14 protein-coding genes are annotated in these 18003 nt (G+C 66.4%); 8 read left to right on the top strand and 6 right to left on the bottom strand.

Going from position 1 to position 18003, the window contains the following annotated elements:
* The first annotated feature begins 80 nt into the window (after positions 1-80).
* Both gabT and KUV74_RS19785 read left to right on the top strand, forming a co-directional pair.
* On the top strand, positions 81-1373 hold the full coding sequence (gene gabT, locus KUV74_RS19790) for a 4-aminobutyrate--2-oxoglutarate transaminase (protein WP_108133251.1): 1293 nt from the start codon (positions 81-83) through the stop codon (positions 1371-1373).
* Between the two features lie 140 nt (positions 1374-1513).
* Complete coding sequence (locus KUV74_RS19785) at positions 1514-2932, top strand: amidase (protein WP_108133250.1); 1419 nt, start codon at positions 1514-1516, stop codon at positions 2930-2932.
* Between the two features lie 112 nt (positions 2933-3044).
* On the opposite strand, the gene KUV74_RS19780 is transcribed toward KUV74_RS19785, so the two are convergent.
* A complete protein-coding gene (locus KUV74_RS19780) occupies positions 3045-3284 on the bottom strand; it encodes a GlsB/YeaQ/YmgE family stress response membrane protein (RefSeq protein ID WP_045992930.1) in 240 nt (79 codons plus the stop codon).
* A gap of 244 nt (positions 3285-3528) precedes the next feature.
* Entirely contained in the window at positions 3529-4083 is a 555-nt protein-coding gene (locus KUV74_RS19775) for a DUF924 family protein (protein ID WP_108133249.1), read from the bottom strand.
* Positions 4084-4185: 102 nt separating this feature from the next.
* On the opposite strand from KUV74_RS19775, the gene KUV74_RS19770 reads away from it, so the two are divergent.
* From KUV74_RS19770 to KUV74_RS19745, 6 genes are all read left to right on the top strand, one after another.
* Positions 4186-4404: a hypothetical protein gene (locus tag KUV74_RS19770; protein ID WP_045992932.1), complete on the top strand. Its 219-nt coding sequence runs from the start codon at positions 4186-4188 to the stop codon at positions 4402-4404.
* 379 nt (positions 4405-4783) lie between these two features.
* The gene (locus KUV74_RS19765; RefSeq protein WP_108133248.1) at positions 4784-6379 is read left to right on the top strand and encodes a solute:sodium symporter family transporter; all 1596 of its coding nucleotides are present in this window, start codon (positions 4784-4786) and stop codon (positions 6377-6379) included.
* 218 nt (positions 6380-6597) lie between these two features.
* Positions 6598-7617: a GlxA family transcriptional regulator gene (locus KUV74_RS19760; RefSeq protein WP_231498678.1), complete on the top strand. Its 1020-nt coding sequence runs from the start codon at positions 6598-6600 to the stop codon at positions 7615-7617.
* Positions 7618-7669: 52 nt separating this feature from the next.
* Positions 7670-8872 (top strand): MFS transporter, encoded by a 1203-nt coding sequence (locus tag KUV74_RS19755; RefSeq protein ID WP_222517171.1) that lies wholly within the window; start codon positions 7670-7672, stop codon positions 8870-8872.
* A 20-nt stretch (positions 8873-8892) separates the two neighbouring features.
* On the top strand, positions 8893-10284 hold the full coding sequence (locus KUV74_RS19750; RefSeq protein ID WP_108133246.1) for a YcjX family protein: 1392 nt from the start codon (positions 8893-8895) through the stop codon (positions 10282-10284).
* Positions 10281-11351 (top strand): YcjF family protein, encoded by a 1071-nt coding sequence (locus KUV74_RS19745; RefSeq protein ID WP_222517170.1) that lies wholly within the window; start codon positions 10281-10283, stop codon positions 11349-11351. Before KUV74_RS19750 ends, KUV74_RS19745 begins: the two co-directional genes overlap by 4 nt.
* 63 nt (positions 11352-11414) lie before the next feature.
* On the opposite strand, the gene KUV74_RS19740 is transcribed toward KUV74_RS19745, so the two are convergent.
* From KUV74_RS19740 to ptsP, 4 genes are all read right to left on the bottom strand, one after another.
* Positions 11415-12596, bottom strand: coding sequence for an AGE family epimerase/isomerase (locus KUV74_RS19740; RefSeq protein ID WP_222517169.1), 1182 nt, complete (start codon positions 12594-12596; stop codon positions 11415-11417).
* Positions 12597-12712: 116 nt separating this feature from the next.
* Positions 12713-13516, bottom strand: a complete 804-nt coding sequence (locus tag KUV74_RS19735; RefSeq protein ID WP_222517168.1) for a Cof-type HAD-IIB family hydrolase — start codon at positions 13514-13516, stop codon at positions 12713-12715.
* A 181-nt stretch (positions 13517-13697) separates the two neighbouring features.
* Entirely contained in the window at positions 13698-15410 is a 1713-nt protein-coding gene (gene nagE / locus KUV74_RS19730; protein ID WP_222517167.1) for an N-acetylglucosamine-specific PTS transporter subunit IIBC, read from the bottom strand.
* Positions 15407-17980 (bottom strand): phosphoenolpyruvate--protein phosphotransferase, encoded by a 2574-nt coding sequence (ptsP, locus tag KUV74_RS19725; RefSeq protein WP_222517166.1) that lies wholly within the window; start codon positions 17978-17980, stop codon positions 15407-15409. Before ptsP ends, nagE begins: the two co-directional genes overlap by 4 nt.
* Between the last annotated feature and the right edge of the window lie 23 nt (positions 17981-18003).

Genomic DNA, 18003 nt, shown 5'->3' with positions numbered 1-18003 from the left:
CCGTCTCCCCGGGGCACGCCCTGCGTGTCCCGGACCTAGCGTCTACCCTATACATTCAGTGCCCTCAAAGGAGTCACGACATGAATAACGCTCAGCTGAACGAACTCAAAGACAAGTACGTCGCCAAGGGCGCGGCCAGCCCCGCCACCGCCTTCGCCGATCGCGCCAAGAACGCTGAACTGTGGGATGCCGATGGCAACCGCTTCATCGACTTCGCCGGCGGTATCGGCGTGCTCAACATCGGTCACTGCCACCCCAAGGTGGTGCAGGCGGTCAAGGACCAGCTCGACAAGGTGATGCACACCTGCCAGACCGTGATGCCCTACGAGGGCTACGTGAAGGTCGCCGAAAAGCTTGCTGCGATCACCCCGGTGCGCGGTGAGGCCAAGGTGATGCTGGCCAACTCCGGCGCCGAGGCGCTGGAAAACGCGGTCAAGATCGCCCGCGCCGCCACCGGTCGCAACAACGTCATCTGCTTCGACGGCGGCTACCACGGCCGTACCTTCATGACCATGGCGATGAACGGCAAGGTTGCCCCCTACGCCAGCGACTTCGGCACCATGCCGGGTTGTGTGTTCCGCGCCGGCTACCCGGTGGCCGAGCACGGCATCAGCGAGGAAGAGGCGGTGCGTCGCCTCAAGATGGTGCTGAAGACCGACGCCAACCCCAAGGATACCGCCGCCATCGTGCTCGAGCCGGTACTGGGTGAAGGCGGCTTCTACCCCGCGCCGCAGAGCTTCCTCGAGAAGATCCGCGAGATCTGTGACGAACACGGCATCCTGATGATCGTCGACGAGGTCCAGAGCGGCTTCGGTCGTACCGGCAAGATGTTCGCCATCGAACACAGCGGCGTGAAGCCGGACCTGATGACCATGGCCAAGAGCATGGCCGCAGGCATGCCGATCTCCGCCGTGGTCGGCACCGCCGAGCACATGGACGCCTCCGGCGGCAACTCGCTGGGCGGCACCTACTCCGGCAGCCCGGTGTCCTGCGCCGCGACCCTGGCGGTGATGGAGGTGTTCGAGGAAGAGGACATCCTGGCCAAGAGCCAGGCGCTGGGCGACAAGCTGGCCAAGCGTTTTGCCCAGTGGGCGAGCGACTTCGACGCCGTGGTCCACCCGCGCAACCTGGGTTCCATGGCCGCCTTCGAACTCAACGGCAAGGACGGTCAGCCGGCTCCGGATCTCGCCGCCGCCCTGTGCAAGCGTGCCCGGGAGCAGGGCCTGATCCTGCTGTCCTGCGGCATGTTCGGCAACACCATCCGCTTCTTGATGCCGGTCACCATCGAGGACAAGGTACTCGAGGAAGGCCTGGACATCGTCGAGCAGAACCTCAAGGCCCTGGTCGGCAGCGAAGCCGCCGCCACCGCCTGATCGTGAAGCCTTGACGGCCTGAGCCGTCAGCCGATGACGCCACCGGTCCCGCCGGTGGCGTCATCGTTTGTGGGGGTTGGCAACACTATGCCGAATCAAGCTAGGGTAAGGGTCCATCCATGGACGCGAGGGACCCGACCATGCAAGAGGACGAACTGGGCATTCTGGGCGTTGCCGCGCTGACGGAGCACTATCGCAGCGGCGACGCCTCCCCCCTGGAAGCTACACGGGCGGCGCTTGCGCGCATCGAGCGCTTCAACGACGCCGTCAATGCCTACACCTACGTCGACGCCGAGGGTGCCGAAAAGGCGGCCAAGGCGTCGGCACGTCGCTGGGGCCGGGGCAAGCCGCTGAGTCCGATCGACGGTGTTCCGGTCTCGCTCAAGGATCTGACCAACGTGGCCGGCATGCCGACGTCCAACGGCTCGCTGCTGGGTTCAAGCGAGCCCTGCGATGCCGACGCGCCACCGGCGAAACGCCTGAGAGAGGCCGGCGCCATCCTGCTGGGCAAGACCAACACGCCGGAAGACGGCTGGAAGGCGGTCACCGACAATCGGGTGTTCGGCGCCACCTGCAACCCCTGGGATACCCGCCTGACCGCAGGAGGTTCGTCCGGCGGTGCTGCCGCCGCAGCGGCCCTCAACATGGGGGTGTTGCACCAGGGCGGCGACTCCGGCGGCTCGATCCGCATTCCCGCCGCCTTCTGCGGGGTGTTCGGCTTCAAGCCGACCTTCGGCTGGACGCCCCAGTGGCCGCCGGCGGAAGAACCGACGCTGTCCCATATCGGACCCATCGCCCGCAGCGTCGACGACGCCGTGGCGATGCTCAATGTCATTGGCCGCTACGACTATGTCGATCCCTACGCCACCCGGGGCCAGCCGGAGGACTGGGGCCAGGATATCGGCAAGGGGCTCGAGGGACTGCGCATCGCCTTTTCCACCGATCTGGGCTTCGCCGAGGTGGACCCTCAGGTCGCCACACGGGTCAGAGAAGCGGCGGATCGCATGCGCGATCTGGGCGCGGAGATCTGCGAGGTGGATCCAGAGCTGCCCTCGCCGCTATGGATCTTTCAGCGGCTGTGGTTCACCGCCTCGCTGGAGATGGTCTCGCAGCTCAGCGACAGCGAACGCGCCAAGCTGGACCCCGGCCTCTACGAGAACGCCCTGCGTGCAGAAGAGTGGAAGGCCGTGGAGCTGTTTCGCGCCCAGGCGGCCCGAGCCGAGCTGACCATGCGTCTTGAGCAGTTCAACCAGGACTACCACCTGCTGATGACGCCCTCGGTGCCGATCAGCCCCTTCGAGATCAACCACCAGGTGCCGCCGGGTAGCCAGATGCGCGACTGGGAGGAGTGGGCGCCATTCTCCTACCCCTTCAACCTGAGCCAGCAGCCGGCCGCCTCGGTACCCTGCGGTTTCACCGACCGTGGCCTGCCGGTGGGTTTCCAGCTGGCCGGCGGCAAGTTCGACGACGCCCGGGTACTGCGCGCCTGCCACGCCTTTCTCGAGGCACATCCGCCGCGCTTCCCGACCCTGCCGGACCCGGCCCAGCGCGCCGGCTGAGCGGTGCATCAGGCCCCTGGCAGGGGCCACCTACGACAAGGGCCCGGTGCAGTGCACCGGGCCCCTTGCGATGACGGCGAGTCGCCGCCATTCGGTCGCTGATCAGAGCGCGCTAACCGCGTAGCTTGCCCACACCCCACAGCAGCACCACGGCACCCACCACCGCTGTGACCAGTGAACCGATAAAGCCGCCGCTGGACAGCCCCACCAGGCTGAACAGCAGGCCGCCAATCAGGGCACCTACCACGCCGACGCCGATGTTGCCGAGCAGGCCGAAGCCGCCGCCACGCATGATGTTGCCCGCGATCCAGCCCGCCAGACCACCGATGATCAACCACGCGATAAAGCTCATTGCGTTCTCCTTTCGTCACTGAATGGAAACTTGCGAATCATTCACCCTCGCTCCTTCGACCAAATCCCTTGACCAGGGCGCGAGGTGCCGCGTCGATCGCCCGCGGACGATCTTCACCGCTCACAGCTATACCATTACATCAATGCATACGAAAGTAGGGATATGTCACGTAATGTGAGACGCGACAGCACGAATGCCGTCCGGTGACGCTGGGTCAGCGCCGATGACAGCCCCTTCGTCGCGACTAGAATCGGTTGCCGGGCTGGGCAAGAAAGGCCAGCTCCTCGGCGGTGGACGCTCGTCCCAGCGCCTCATTGCGCTGAGGATAACGACCAAAACGCACCAGTACCTCGCGGTGGCGATGTTCGTGGTGCAGGTTGTGCTCGAGTCCCGGTTGGTCGAACAGGCGCAGCGCCTCGTCGTGCACACGCAACGACTCGCTGTGCATATAGGGCATGTACAGGAAGGCTCGCCAGGGAGGATCGAGCACCCGATCTGCGCGCTGGGACACCGCCTCCTGGGCCAGTACCAGGGCCTGACCGTCACAGGCGAAGGCTCGCGGCTCGCCGCGGTAGATGTTGCGAGAGAACTGATCGAGCACCAGGATTTCCGCCAGCCGCCCGCGGGCCGAGGTACGCCACTGCCAGGTCTCGCCGGCGGCCGCCGCCGCCAGGGTCGCACCGAAGTCATGGCGGATACGGCCATCCAGCGCATCATCCTTGGCAAACCACTGTTTTGGTGTCAGCGTCTGAAACCAGAACTCGATCACTTCGTCGGCTCGCACCACCCTGTCGGTCATGGCAGACTCCCCTTCGCTCGCTTGTGACCCAGGCGGCCGCGCCCTTTCGCTCGCGGATTCCGCCACGTCGCCCCTCTGCCACAGGATGCCCAGGGACAGCCCATGACCTCGTTTGAACTGCTTCGATCGCTCGCCGTGGTGTTTCATCTCACGGGCTTGCTGGTCTGCCTGCTCGGCCTTCACCTGGCACGCCACCCGCAGCGCCGATGGCCCGGTCGTGCACTGGCCCTGTGCGGCTTTATCATCGCGGCAACGCCGACACTGCTGCAACTGTTCGGCATCATCGAGCCTGTGCCGATTTCAGCAGCTCCGCCAAACTGACCCGCTGCGACAAAAGACGTATGGCTCGCCACGGCGAGCCGATTAGACTTGCGATCACGTAGTTGGAATACGCAACCGTCGGTTAACTTAATCCTTTAAGTTCGACGTCTTTCTGGAAAAAGACGAAGACTTTCGGAATTTCCACCGACTTGACGTCAATGCGACACTGCGCGAACCCGCGCTGCTTCAGCGCCAAAAGATGCACTGCAGCGGGCAGGATGACGCAAGCGCTGCAAAGATACTTCCTGGGTGTCGGCGCCACTGGCCTGCCAGCTGGCGCTCGGCACGGACATCGACCCAAGTGCGGTAATCGCCATGCCCCCTTTGGGAGGTGGCTCACGACCACGCCGCACCGGACAACGACCGCAAGGATGACACCATGCCCCTACTCACCTTCGCGTCCTTCCTGTTCTTTACAGGACTGGTCGCCTTCATCACCTGGCGCATCACCCGCCGTGACGACCATTCAAGCACCAGCGGCTTCTTCCTGGCGGGACGCAGCCTGACCTTCCCGCTGATCGCCGGCTCGCTGTTGATGACCAACCTGTCCACCGAGCAGATGGTCGGCCTCAACGGCTCCGCCTTCACCGATGGCCTCAGCGTGATGGCCTGGGAGGTGGTGGCGGTCATGGCGCTGGTGGCGCTGGCGCTGTTCTTCCTGCCGCGCTTTCTGAAAAGCGGCATCGCCACCCTGCCCCAGCTGCTCGAGATTCGCTTCGACAAGGGCACCCAACTGATCACCAACGTGATCTTCCTGATCGCCTACGCGGTGGTACTGCTGCCGATCATCCTCTACTCCGGCGCCATCGGCCTGCAGGGCATGCTCGACCTGTCCGGGCTCACCGGCATCGAATCCAGCACCACCCTGCTGTGGCTGACGGTGTGGATCGTCGGCATCATCGGCTCCATCTATGCCCTGTTCGGGGGCCTGCGCACCGTTGCCGTGTCGGATACCCTCAATGGCGTCGGCCTGTTGATCGGTGGCTTCGTGATCGTCTACTTCGGCCTTCAGGCGGTCAGCGACAATGGCGGTGTGCTCGCCGGCTGGGAGATCCTCAAGGAATCCAACCCCGACAAGATGAACTCCATCGGTGGCAGCGAGCAGAGCGTCCCCTTCTTCACCCTGTTCACCGGCGTCTTCCTGATCAACGTCTTCTACTGGACCACCAACCAGCAGATCATCCAGCGGACCTTCGCCGCCAAGAACCTGGCCGAGGGCCAGAAGGGCGTGCTGCTGACCGGCTTCTTCAAGCTGCTGGGGCCCCTGTACCTGGTCCTGCCGGGCATCATCGCCTACCACCTGTACGCCGATCAGGGCGTCAAGGCTGACGCGGCCTACGGCCACCTGGTGTTCAACGTGCTGCCGGCGCCACTCACCGGCTTCTTCGCCGCGGTGATGGTCGGCGCCATCCTGTCTTCCTTCAACTCGGCGCTGAACTCCACCACCACCCTGTTCAGTCTGGGCCTCTACAAGGCGGTCCTGAAGAAGGACGCCACCGAGGCTCAGGTGGTCAAGTCGAGCCAGGTGTTCGGCTGGATCATGGCCATCTCCGCGATGATCATCGCGCCACTGCTGGCCGGCCAGGAAAGCCTGTTCGGTTATCTGCAGAAGATGAACGCCATCTACTTCATCCCCATCCTGGCGGTGGTGGTGGTCGGCCTGCTGACCCGGCGGGTGCCCCCCATGGCGGCCAAGATCGCCCTGGTGGGTGGCTGTCTGGCCATCTTCTGTGGCTACTTCATCCCGCCCTTCAACAAGCTGCCGGTGATCATGCACGAGTTCCACTTCGTCGCCCTGGTGTTCGTGCTGCTGGTGGCATTGATGCTGGTGATCGGCAAGCTGCGCCCGCGCGCTGAGGCCTGGAAGCAGGAGGACGTGGGCGCCGTCGACCTGACGCCCTGGAAGGGCGCCGTGCCGGCGGGCATCGTGCTGGTGATCCTGGTCATCGCCATCTACCTGGCCTTTGCCGGCTGATGCTCCCGATCTCCGACGGACCAGAACCTGACCGTCACCACGGTCTGCTCTGACCGCGACGCCCCGCCCTGTCAAGGCGGGGCGTCGTCGTTGTGGACACCGTATGTCCATATCGGTGGGGTATTGGTCCTTGCCGACATTCCTGACCTCCCCCAGACTCCAGAGATTCGCTGTCGCGCCGTTGTCAGGTGCGCCCCCCCTTCTCTGGAGCCCCCATCGTGACCACGACTCGAGACGTCGCCCTGCTGGCCTACCCCGACTGTCAGATGCTCGACGTCAGCGGCCCCTGGCAGGTCTTCGCCAGCGCCAACGACGTGCTGGGCAAGCCTGCCTACCGGCTACGTCTGATCGGCCGAAGTGCGAGCGAACTGGTCACCAACGGCGGTCTGCGACTCCTGCCGGATCTTGACTGGGAAGGGTGGGAGAGCGAACTCGACAAGCCCCCCGATGCTGGCGGCAACGGCCGCGACCTGACCACCCTGCTCATCGCCGGAGGCCACGGCGTCTTCGTCCAGTGCCAGCAACAGCGCTGGCGCGAACGACTGACGCGGGTGGCGCCGCACCTCGGGCGCCTGGGCGCCGTCTGCACCGGCGCCTTCCTGCTGGCCGATGCGGGCCTGCTCGACGGACGCAGCGCCACCACCCACTGGCGCCACTGTCGACAGCTTGCCGACGACTTTCCGCAGGTAAGGGTCCAGGCCGATGCGCTCTACGTCCATGACGGCGGGCGCTACACCAGCGCCGGGGTCACCGCCGGCATCGACCTGGCACTGTCGCTGGTCGAGAGTGATCTGGGCGCAGAAGCCGCCGCAGCGGTGGCCCGCGAACTGGTGATGTTCCTCCATCGCCCCGGCGGCCAGTCCCAGTTCAGCGAACTGCTGTCTCGCCAGCATCGTTGCGGCCCCCGCCTGCGCCCCTTGATCGATCGACTGCACGCCGACCCCGGCGGCGCCTTCGACCTGGAGAGCATGGCCGACAGCCTGAAGATCACCCCACGCCACCTGACCCGGCTGTTTCGCCACCACCTGGACACCAGTCCCGGCGAGTATCTCACCGGACTGCGCCTGGAGGCGGCTCGGCGCGAGCTGGTGCGTGGCGAAACCTCGCTGGAACGCCTCGCTTCACGCTGGCGCCTGGGCACCAGCGAACAATTGAGACGCCAGTTCCATCGCCACTATGGCGTTTCGCCGTCGATCTACCGCGCGCGCTTCGGCGCCGATTCAGCGAACCATCGCTGAGTCACCGCCTCAGTCTTTTTTATCCACGACCTTCGTTACCGGAGACTCCGCCATGCCCCCTGTGACTTCATCCCGCCTCCCCGGCGGTGTGCTTCTGCTGTCGCTGTGTCAGGCGCTGCTGGTGAGCGGCAACATTCTGTTGATCGCCGTCTCGCCGCTGATCGGCCAGAGCCTGGCGCCCTCGCCCTGGCTGTCCACCCTGCCGGTGGCGACTCAGTGGCTGGGGTTGATGCTCGCCACCCTGCCGGCCTCCTTGATCATGGGCCGATTGGGGCGCAAGCGAGGCTTCGTGATCGGCAACCTGATCGGCTTCGCCGGCACGGTGGCCGCCTACCTGGCGCTGCTGGCCAATCACTTCGCCGCCTTCGCCGTGGCGACCATGGCGATCGGCGTGGGCATCGGCTTCGGTCAGCTCTATCGCTTCGCGGCGATCGAGCTGGCCCCGAGCGGCGCCAGGGACAGGGCCATCGGTCTGGTCATGGGCGGTGGTGTGCTGGCCGCCTTCTTCGGCCCCTGGCTTGCGCGTATCAGTCAGGACGCCGTCACGACGCCCTTTCTCGGAAGCTTCATCGGCCTGGCAGCGCTCTACCTCATCGCCCTGGCCCTGTTGCTGGTGGTACCTTTGCCACCGCTGGACCCGAGCACCCGTCATGGCAAGAGACGTCCGCTTGGGGAGCTGCTGGCACAGCCCAAGCTTTGGCTTGCGGTACTCGCCGCCATGATCGGCTACGGCGTGATGAACCTGGCCATGACCGCCACCCCCCTGGCCATGGCCTCCGATGGCCACGCCTTTCACCACGTCTCGATGACGATTCAGTGGCATGTGCTGGCGATGTTCGCGCCCTCGTTCTTCACCGGCCAACTGACCCAGCGGTTCGGCACGACACGCATGATCGCGCTGGGTTGTGTGCTGCTTTGCGCCAGTGCCCTCAGCGCCCTGGCACCCTCCAGCCTGGCGGGCTTCAATGTCACCTTGATCCTGCTGGGACTGGGCTGGAACTTTACCTTTCTGCCGGCCACTGGCCTTCTGACCGAGTGTCACCTGCCTGCAGAAAAGGCCCGCGTCCAGGCCGCCAACGAGTTCCTGGTGTTTTCTACTGCGGCGATCACCGCCCTGGCGGCCGGCCCGCTGATCCAGTGGCTGGGCTGGCAGACGCTCAATCTGTGGCTGTTGCCGATGGCTGCCCTGCCGCTGATACTGATCGCGGCGCAGCGTCTTGCCTTTGACGCCGGTCGCCCCCAGATTAAGGAATAACTATTACCGACGGAGTGGCAATGCCAACGGACCTGACCCGTGATCTGATGGACCTGATCGAGCGCGGCCGAGACCGCCAGCTGCGTCTGGCGGTGACCGGGCTATCTCGGGCCGGCAAGACGGCATTCTTGACCTCCCTGGTGGACCAGTTGCGTCACGCCGGGCTCGAGGCGCGGCTCGACCTGCTTTCGGCCAGCCGCGAGGGGCGCCTGCTGGGCGCCCAGCGCGTTTCCCAGCAGGATCTCGCGGTCCCCAGGTTTCCCTTCGACCGAGCCCGCGCCAGCCTCGAGAGCACTCCTCCCGAGTGGCCCCAGCCCACCCGTGGCATCAGCGAGTTACGCCTGAAGATTCGCTATCGCCCCGGTCGCCAGCAGTGGTTGCGACCCGATACCGCCGAGTTGACCCTGGACCTGTTCGACTATCCTGGCGAGTGGCTGCTCGACCTGCCGCTGCTGGACCACGACTTCCTGAGCTGGAGCCTCGCCCAGTGGGACGCGGCGGGGCCAGCAAGGCGCGCCATGCTGGCCGACTGGGAAAGCGCGGTGCGTGAACTTCGGCTCGACGACGAGGCCGACGAGGCCCGCCTGGCGGAGATCAGCGAGCGCTACGCCGAAGGCCTGCGCGCCGCCAGGGAGGCCGGCTTCTCCGACCTTCAGCCCGGCCGTTTTCTGCTGCCGGGGGAGCTGTCCGGCGCCCCGGTGCTGCAGTTCTTCCCCCTGCCGGGGCTGGAGCAGGCATCGCCCGACGAGCTCGAACGGCTGCCCGAGACCAGCGTCTACCGTACCCTGGCCCGACGTTTCAGCTACTACCAGCAACATATCGTCAAGCCGTTCTACCGCGAGCACTTCCGGCGCTTCGATCGCCAGATCGTGCTGGTGGACGTGCTGGGGGCACTGAATGCCGGGCCGGAACGCTTCGAGGATCTGTCCAAGGCGCTCCATCGTCTGATGCAGAGCTTCAACTACGGCCAGCGCAGCCTGTTCTCGCGGCTGTTCACGCCACGCATCGACCGCCTCGCCATCGCCGCCACCAAGGCCGACCACGTGACCCCGGAACAGCATGCCCGCCTGGTCGGGCTGCTCGAGGCGCTGCTGGCCGAACCACTGAAGAACCTCAAGTACGCCAATATTCCGGTCAAGGCCATGTCGCTGGCGGCCATTCGCGCCACCGAGGCCCGCGAGGTCACCCACCAGGGCAGGAAATCCCCTGCGCTCAAGGGCGTCACCCTGGAAGGCGAGCCCTTGCTGGCCTTCCCCGGCGAGGTGCCCAGCCGCCTGCCTGACCCAGCCTTCTGGGATCGCCAGGGGTTCGATTTCACCGCCTTCCGCCCTCAGCCCTCGACCACCGGTGCGCTGCCCCATATTCGCATGGACCTGGCGCTGGACTGGCTGATTGGAGACAAGCTCGCATGACTCGAGATAGCCGTGACGACCCGCGCCCTGCGGTACGCTTCGCCGATGACGACGATGCGCCCTCCGCTGCCGGCGTCGACAACACCACCTTCAGTGACCCGCGTCCGGGCCTGCGCTTCGACGATCACCTGGATAGCCGAGCGCTGACCCCAGCCGAGGCGCCGGAAACCGATACCAAGGTAGATCTGGAGGGCTCTCTGGGACGCCCACGCAAGCGCCGCTGGGGCCTGATGGCAGTACTGGGAGCGGCGGTGGGACTAGGCGGCGCCGAACTGGTGACCGGGGTCCCCGCTACCCTGGCAGGCGGTGACCTGATCGCCACCGGCTGGCAACTGCTGGGACTTGCCACCATCGGTCTTGGCGGGCTCGCCCTGAGTCGGGAGCTGTTTCGCCTTAGGCGCCTCAAGCGCCACGACCAGTTGCGTGAATCCCTGGCCGAATTGCCGTCGCGCTCCCCCAGGGACGCACTGTCCATGGTCAGACGGCTCAAGCATCAGCTGGCCCTCGGCGACGACGATCCCCATTGGCTGGCCTTCGAGGCCGCCCGTGAAGACCACCATGACGGCCGTGACCTGCAGGCGCTGGTGGCCCACCATCTGCTCGCCCCCCGTGACCGAGAGGCGCGCCGGCTGATCTCGCGCATGAGCGGAGAGACCGCCGTGATGGTGGCAGTCAGCCCGCTGACCCTGGTCGACATGGCACTGGTGGCCTGGCGCCACCTGGCGATGATCGATCGCCTGTGCCGACTCTACGGATTGGAGCTGGGCTACGCCGCCCGGGTACGCCTGCTACGCAGCGTGCTCTATCAGATGGCCTTCGCCGGCGCCACCGAGCTTGCCGCCGACGCCAGCATGCAGATGCTGTCGCTGGACCTGGCCGGGCGGCTGTCCACCCGCGCCGCCCAGGGCCTCGGCGTGGGGCTGCTGGGGGCACGTCTGGGGCTGCGCACCCAGCGTCTGGTGCGCCCGCTGGCCTTCGACCCTGACGAGCGCCCCCGAGTGGCGGACCTGCGCCGCGATCTGTGGCGCCAGCTCAGGCGCATGGAGGCGCCAAAGAAGGACGCCTGACGGCCCAGGACGGTGTGGAGCGCCGGCCGTGGCATGGCATCGGCCGGCGCCGAAGACAGATGCCTAGCGATCCAGCCGCTCGAGCACTTCCATGACGTCCTGACAGGCGCCCATGGTGTGGTAGTCGACCTTGCCGGCAGGGCTCTTCAGGTTGTCGTAACGACGATTGTCCGGCGTCAGGATACGCACCCAGGCGCCATGGTGGTGGTCGATCATGTGCTGCCAACTGTAGTCCCACAGCCGCTGGTACCAGCGTCGATAGCTGGCCTTGCCGGTGACCTCCCAGAGCACGGCGGCCGCGGCGAAGCTCTCCGCCTGGACCCAGAAGTATTTGTCGCCGTCACATACCTGCCCGTCGAGATCCAGGCCATAGACCAGGCCGCCATGGGTCCTGTCCCAGCCCGCTTCGCAGGCGCTCGAGAACAACCGCTCGGCGGTGGGGATCAACCAGGCATCATCGCGATAGCGTGCCAGCAGCACCAGCAGCTTGGCCCATTCGGTCTGGTGGCCCACCTGATAGCCCCAGGGACGGAACAGATGCTTGGGATCGTCGCGGTTATAGTCGAAGTCGCGCTGCCACTGGCGGTTGTAGTGCTCCCAGATCCAGCCATGGGGATGGTCATCGCTGGCCTTGGTGATCGCGCGGGCGATGGCCATGGCCTGGTCCAGATAGGGGGTCTCGCCGGTGGCCTCGAAGGCGGCGATCAGCGCCTCACAACCATGCATGTTGGCGTTCTGGCCGCGATAGTCGCTGAGATTCCAGTGCTCATCTGCCTCATCGGCGAAGCGCTGCCACTGGGGTTCCCAGAAGCGCTTGTCGAGCATGGCGTGTACCCGACCGATACCCTCGTAGGCTTCATCGATGCCGGCGCTATAGGCCTCGGCGTAGGCCAGCAACACGAAGGCCAGGCCGTAACAGTGATGGGTGGGGTCTTCGACCTTTCCATCGCGCAGGGTCCAGGCGTAGCCCTGATGGCGCGTCTGGAAGTGGGCCTTTTCGAGATAGGCCAGACCATGGCGGGCCCAGTGCAGATACTCGGGATTGCCGGTCTGGCGAGCAAAGCGTGCATAGGTCACCACGAAACGCGTACTGGAGACCAGGTGCCGATGTCCGGCGTCGACGATGTGGCCATCGTCACGAAAATACTGGAAGAAACCGCCGTGCGGATCGATCGCCCGCGGATGATAGAACGCCATGGTGTCGCGCACATGGCGATCGAGAAACATCGGGTCAAATCCGTTCATCACTGCCTCCTGTTACAGGGGATGCAAGACCTCGGTATGACGGCGCTAGCCCGCCGCCCCACCACTGCCCCAAGTGTGGCCTCAGTGTAGCGCGCTGCCTTTGCCTCGGCCGCCCGTCAGCCGTCCAGCCCAAAGCGCTGCCGCAGGTGCTGGGCCACCGCTGCCTCGGCGTGGTGACCGATCACGCGGGCCTCGGGCAGGTCCTCGGCCAGCCTGGGATGCGCGTTGGCCATCACCTGGGCCTCGCCGGCCAGCGCCAGCATCTCCAGATCATTGAGGTTGTCGCCGAAGGCCAGGCAACGGGTGGCGGGGATGCCGAGGTCGTCAAGTAGTGCCGAGACGGCGGTGCCCTTGTTGACCCCGGCGGCCATGATCTCCAGCGAATGACTCATCGAGTAGGTGATGTGAAGCGCCTCGCCTGCCGCCTCCCGGGCGCCGGCTTCGATGTCGGCGAGCAGACTGGGGTCACCGATATAGAGCACCTTGCCGACCCCCTGGACGTCCATCTCTCCCGGTCCCTCCACCCGGTAGCCAAAGCCGGTGGCCTCGTGCAGCGACAACAGACCCGGGGCGTGATCATCGATCACCCAGGCCTCGTCGCGGTACATGTTGAGGCGTACGTCGGGATGACGCGGCAGCTGGATCAGCGCCTCGACCAGCTCCGGGGCGAGGTGTGCCGACCGCACGCAGCGGTCGCTCGGGTCCAGCGTCCAGGCGCCGTTGCTGGAGATGATATGGGCGTCCACCCCCAGGCGATCGCGAAAGCCGATCATGTCGCGATGATGGCGGCCCGAGGCCAGGGCGATACGGTGGCCATCGGCGGCCAGTCGACGCAGGGTCTCGACGGTCAGCTCGGCCAGGTCATGGTTGGCACCCAGCAGGGTACCGTCGAGGTCGGACACGATCAGGTGAGGCAGCATGGCGACTCCGGGTCTTCAGGGGGAACGGGGAAGTCTACACCAGATGGCCAGGCGTAGAACGCCAGCGGCGGCACACCCTGAAGTGTGCCGCCGCTGGCGGTAAGGCGAGATGACCGCAGGTGGCGGGCGCATCACACTCGCCACCTGCCACCCAGCGGGCTACCACTCAGCGGGCTACCACTCAGCGGGCTGCCAGCCCTGCCTGGTGCAGACCACCGGCCAGGGCCTCGGCGTCCTTGCCCACCACCAGGTGCCAGACGCCATCGGCTACTCGCATCACGCCGTGACAACCCAGCTGCGCCAGCGCCTGCTCGTCCAGCGCACCGTCGCTGCCGACCTCCAGGCGCAGACGGGTCGCCGCCCGGGCTTCCAGCGCGCGAACGTTGTCCGAGCCACCCAGCGCTCGGGTCCAGGCGTCTATCTGCTCGTCATTGAGACTCTTGGCGCTCACCACCTTGGGGACGCCGGTGGCGATAGGTGCGGGGTCGGCGCCCACCGGCGGGGTCTGGCCCTCGGCGGCCATGGCGGCGCGAATCTCATCGGACACGCTGTCGGCGATGGGGCCCAGGATGACCTGGATGCCACCTCCGCCTAAGCGCATGATGCCACGCGAGCCCAGCGCCTTGAGTGCCGGCTCGTCGATCTGCTCCGGCTCCTTGAGCACCAGCCGCAGGCGTGTGGTGCAGGCACCGACGGCCTCGAGGTTGGCGGCACCGCCGAGCGCCGTGACGAAGGCCGGCCCCCGCTCGCCCAGGTCCTCGGCTTGTACCTTGGCGCCCTCGTCCATCGGCTCACGCCCTGGCGTCGGCAGATCGAAGCGCACGATCGCCCACCGGAACAGCACGTAGTAGACGCTACCGATGGCCAGCCCCACCGGCAGCATCAGCCAGCCGTTGGTGGACAGACCGTAGGACAGGGCGTAGTCGAAGGCCCCGGCCGAGAAGGTGAAGCCAAGCTTGACGTCGAGCCACTGCATGATCGCCATGCTCAGCCCGGTCATCAGCGCGTGGAAGGCGTACAACAGCGGCGCCAGGAACATGAAGGTGAACTCGATCGGTTCGGTCACCCCGGTCAGGAAGGCGGTCAGCGCCAGCGACATCAAGAGCCCGCCGACCTGGGCGCGACGGCCCTTGTCTGCGGTGTGGTACATGGCCAGTGCCGCCGCCGGCAGACCGAACATCATCACCGGGAAGAAGCCGGCCATGAAACCACCCGCCGCCGGGTCACCGGCGAAGAAGCGATTGAGGTCACCGGTGGCGTCACCGAAGCTGCCGAACACGAACCACACAAAGCTGTTGAGCACGTGGTGCAGGCCGGTGACGATCAGCAGTCGATTGAGCGCACCGTAGACGAACTTGCCAAAGGCGCCGGCGTCGATCAGCCAGTGTCCCAGGGTGTCGATGGCGTGCTGGATCGGCGGCCAGCCCCAGCCGAAGGCGATCCCCAGCACCACCCCGGCAAGGCCGGTGGCGATGGGCACGAAGCGCCGTCCGCCGAAGAAGGCCAGATAGTCGGGCAGTTTTATCGCCTTGAAGCGGTTGTACAGAAGCCCGGCCACGGTACCCATGATGATGCCGGCCAGCACCCCCATGTCGATCTCGGGATTGAGGCTTTGCAGCACCGCGTCCAGCACCAGATAGCCGATCACCCCGGCGAGCCCCGCCGCGCCGTTGCTGTCGTCGGCAAAGCCGACGGCGAGCCCGATGGCGAAGATCAACGCCAGGTTGGCGAAGATCGCCTGACCGGCGCTGGCGACGAAGGCGATGTCCAGCAGGTCCGGCTGGCCCAGGCGCAGCAGCAGGCCGGCCACCGGCAGTACCGCGATCGGCAGCATCAAGGAGCGCCCGAGCAGCTGAAGTGCCGCCATCAGGCGTGAACCAAAGGAGGTGGTCATGTCAGGATCCTCTCGGGAGTGGGTTCGACGTCGAGGGCGGCGTCCACCAGCGGTGCCAGTGCCTTGCGCACCGAGGCTGCATCGGGCATCGCCAGCAGGGTGTCGATTTCACGCGCGATCACGGCGGCATCAAGTCTGCGCAGGCGGGCCTTGACCGAAGCGATACGCGACGGCTCCACCGACAATTCCGACACGCCCATGGCCACCAGCAGCGGGCCGGCCAGGTCGTCACCCGCCGCTGCGCCACACACCCCCACCGGGCAGCGGTTGGCGGTGCCCGACAGGGTCGCCTGGATCAGCCGCAGCACTCCGGGATGCAGCACGTCGGCCTGGGCCGCCAGCTGAGGATCCTCGCGGTCCATCGCCAGGCCATACTGGGTCAGGTCATTGGTGCCGATCGACAGGAAGTCCGCGACCTTGGCCATGGCGGCGGAGCACAGCGCTGCGCTGGGCACCTCGATCATGGCGCCGAGCAGCGGCAGTTCGGTCAGCCGCATCTCGGCGGCCAGCGCCTCCATGCGTTCGCGCACCCACTCGAGTTCGCTGGCATCGCTGACCATCGGCACCATGATGCGCAGATGACGCAACGGCTTGACCCCGAGCAAGGCCTTCAACTGGGTATCCAGCAGGGCCGGCTGGGTCTGCCACAAACGCATGCCGCGCACGCCCAGCGCCGGGTTGGGGACGGTGGGCAGGGTGAGGTACGGCAACTGCTTGTCGGCACCGATATCCAGAGTACGGATGATCACCGGCCTGGAACCCAGCGCATCGACGCTTGCCTGGTACTCCTGACGCTGGGCGTCCTCGTCCGGCGCTGCGTCACGCCCCAGAAAAAGAAACTCGGAGCGCATCAGGCCGACGCCATCGGCACCACAGTCGCTGGCCTGGCGGGCTTCCTCGGCGCTGCCGATATTGGCCGCCACCTCGACCATGTGGTTGTCCCGGGTGACCACCTCCAGGTGAGCCTCGGCGCGTTCTTCCTCGGCGCGCGCCTGGCGGGCGGCGATGTCCGCCACCACCTGGTCGCGACGCGCCTGGTCGGGCTCGAGTTCCAGCCGGCCGTTGTCGGCATCCAGCACCACCGCCCGATCCAGACACGACTCGGTCGCTTCCATCAGGCCGCCGCCCATGGCGACCAGGCACGGCAATCCCCTGGCCCTGGCCATGATGGCCACGTGGGAGGTGGTGCCTCCGGCGGCCAGGCATATCCCTGCCGGCGCCAGGGCGCAGAGATCGACGAAGGTGGACGGTGTCAGATCCTCTGCGACGACGATGGCGCCGGGGGTGATATCACCGAACCCGCTGCCCTCGCCTTCGCTGAATTCCAGCATCACCTGGCGTTGCAGATCACGCAGGTCGGCGATCCGCCCGATCAGGATGGGGTTACCAGTGGCCCGCAGCCGATCGGCCTCGGCATCCAGCGCCTCGCGCCAGGCCTGGCCAGGGCTTAGTCCCTCTTCCAGGCGGCTGATCGACGAGGCCACCAGATCAGGGTCTTCAAGCCACGCCTGGTGCGCCTCGAACACCTCCGCCTCGGCGGTCTGGCCACTGCGCTCGGCGCGCTCTCGGGCGGCCTCCAGCTGGCGCCCGACGCGTTCGAGCGCCTCTTTCAGACGCGGACTTTCCAGCTTGCGCCCCAGCCCTTCCAGCGGTACCTCGGGTAACTTGACCGACAGTGTCGCCAGCGGACCGGTCGCGATCCCGGCGCTGGCCACAAGACCTGCGAGCTGTCCGGCGGGCAGATCGACGCTGGGCGCTGCCGATGATGTGGCGGCCTCCGCCTGTCCTGGGCCATGCCCTTCCGGGGTGGTCAACAGCGCCATCGCTGCCGCCAGGGCCGCGTCGGCCTGACGCCCCTTTACTCTGATGACCACCTCGTCACCGCACTCGAGCCCCAGGTTCATCAGGGCGCTGACACTATCCGAACTGGCCGTGCGAGCGTCGCGCAGCAGGCTCAGGCTCACCTGGTGATCACGCGCGATGGCACGCAGGCGTGCCGCCGGCCGGGCGTGCAACCCTGACTCGATCGCCAGTACCAGAGAGCGCTCCAGCGCCTGGTCATCGCCGCCTTCTTCATCGGTGACATCATCGGCAAGCCTTTCGGGGCCCAGCACCACCAGCGGATCACCGCGCTGGACGATATCGCCGGCACGCAGGTCCAGCGACACCCACTCACGACCTCCGGCATCCAGCACCACCAGTGGTGTCACCAGCGATACCGCCTCGCATACCAGTTGATCTACATCGAAGTAGCACAGCGGCTCGCCCGCCTCGATGCGCTGGCCCAGGCTGACGCAGGGCTCGATGCCCTTGCCTTCGAGGGCGACGGTGTCGAGGCCAAGATGAACCAGTACCTCGACGCCCTCGTCGCTCTTGATGGTGAAGGCGTGATGGGTACGGGCACACTGAATCACCTCGCCGGCGCAGGGCGCGTGCAGGCAACCGCCCAGGGGATCCAGGGCGATGCCCTGGCCGAGGGTACCCTCGGCAAAAACCGGGTCCGGCACGTCGGCCAGGGGGACTACCACCCCCTTGACCGGCGCCACCAGAGTGACATTGCTGGAAGTCATGATCGGCTCCGTATGATTGTCGT

It is taken from the genome of Halomonas sp. DP1Y21-3, from assembly GCF_019801245.1.
In the GTDB taxonomy this organism is placed as follows: domain Bacteria; phylum Pseudomonadota; class Gammaproteobacteria; order Pseudomonadales; family Halomonadaceae; genus Halomonas; species Halomonas litopenaei.
This window is presented reverse-complemented; position numbering and strand designations above follow the sequence as displayed.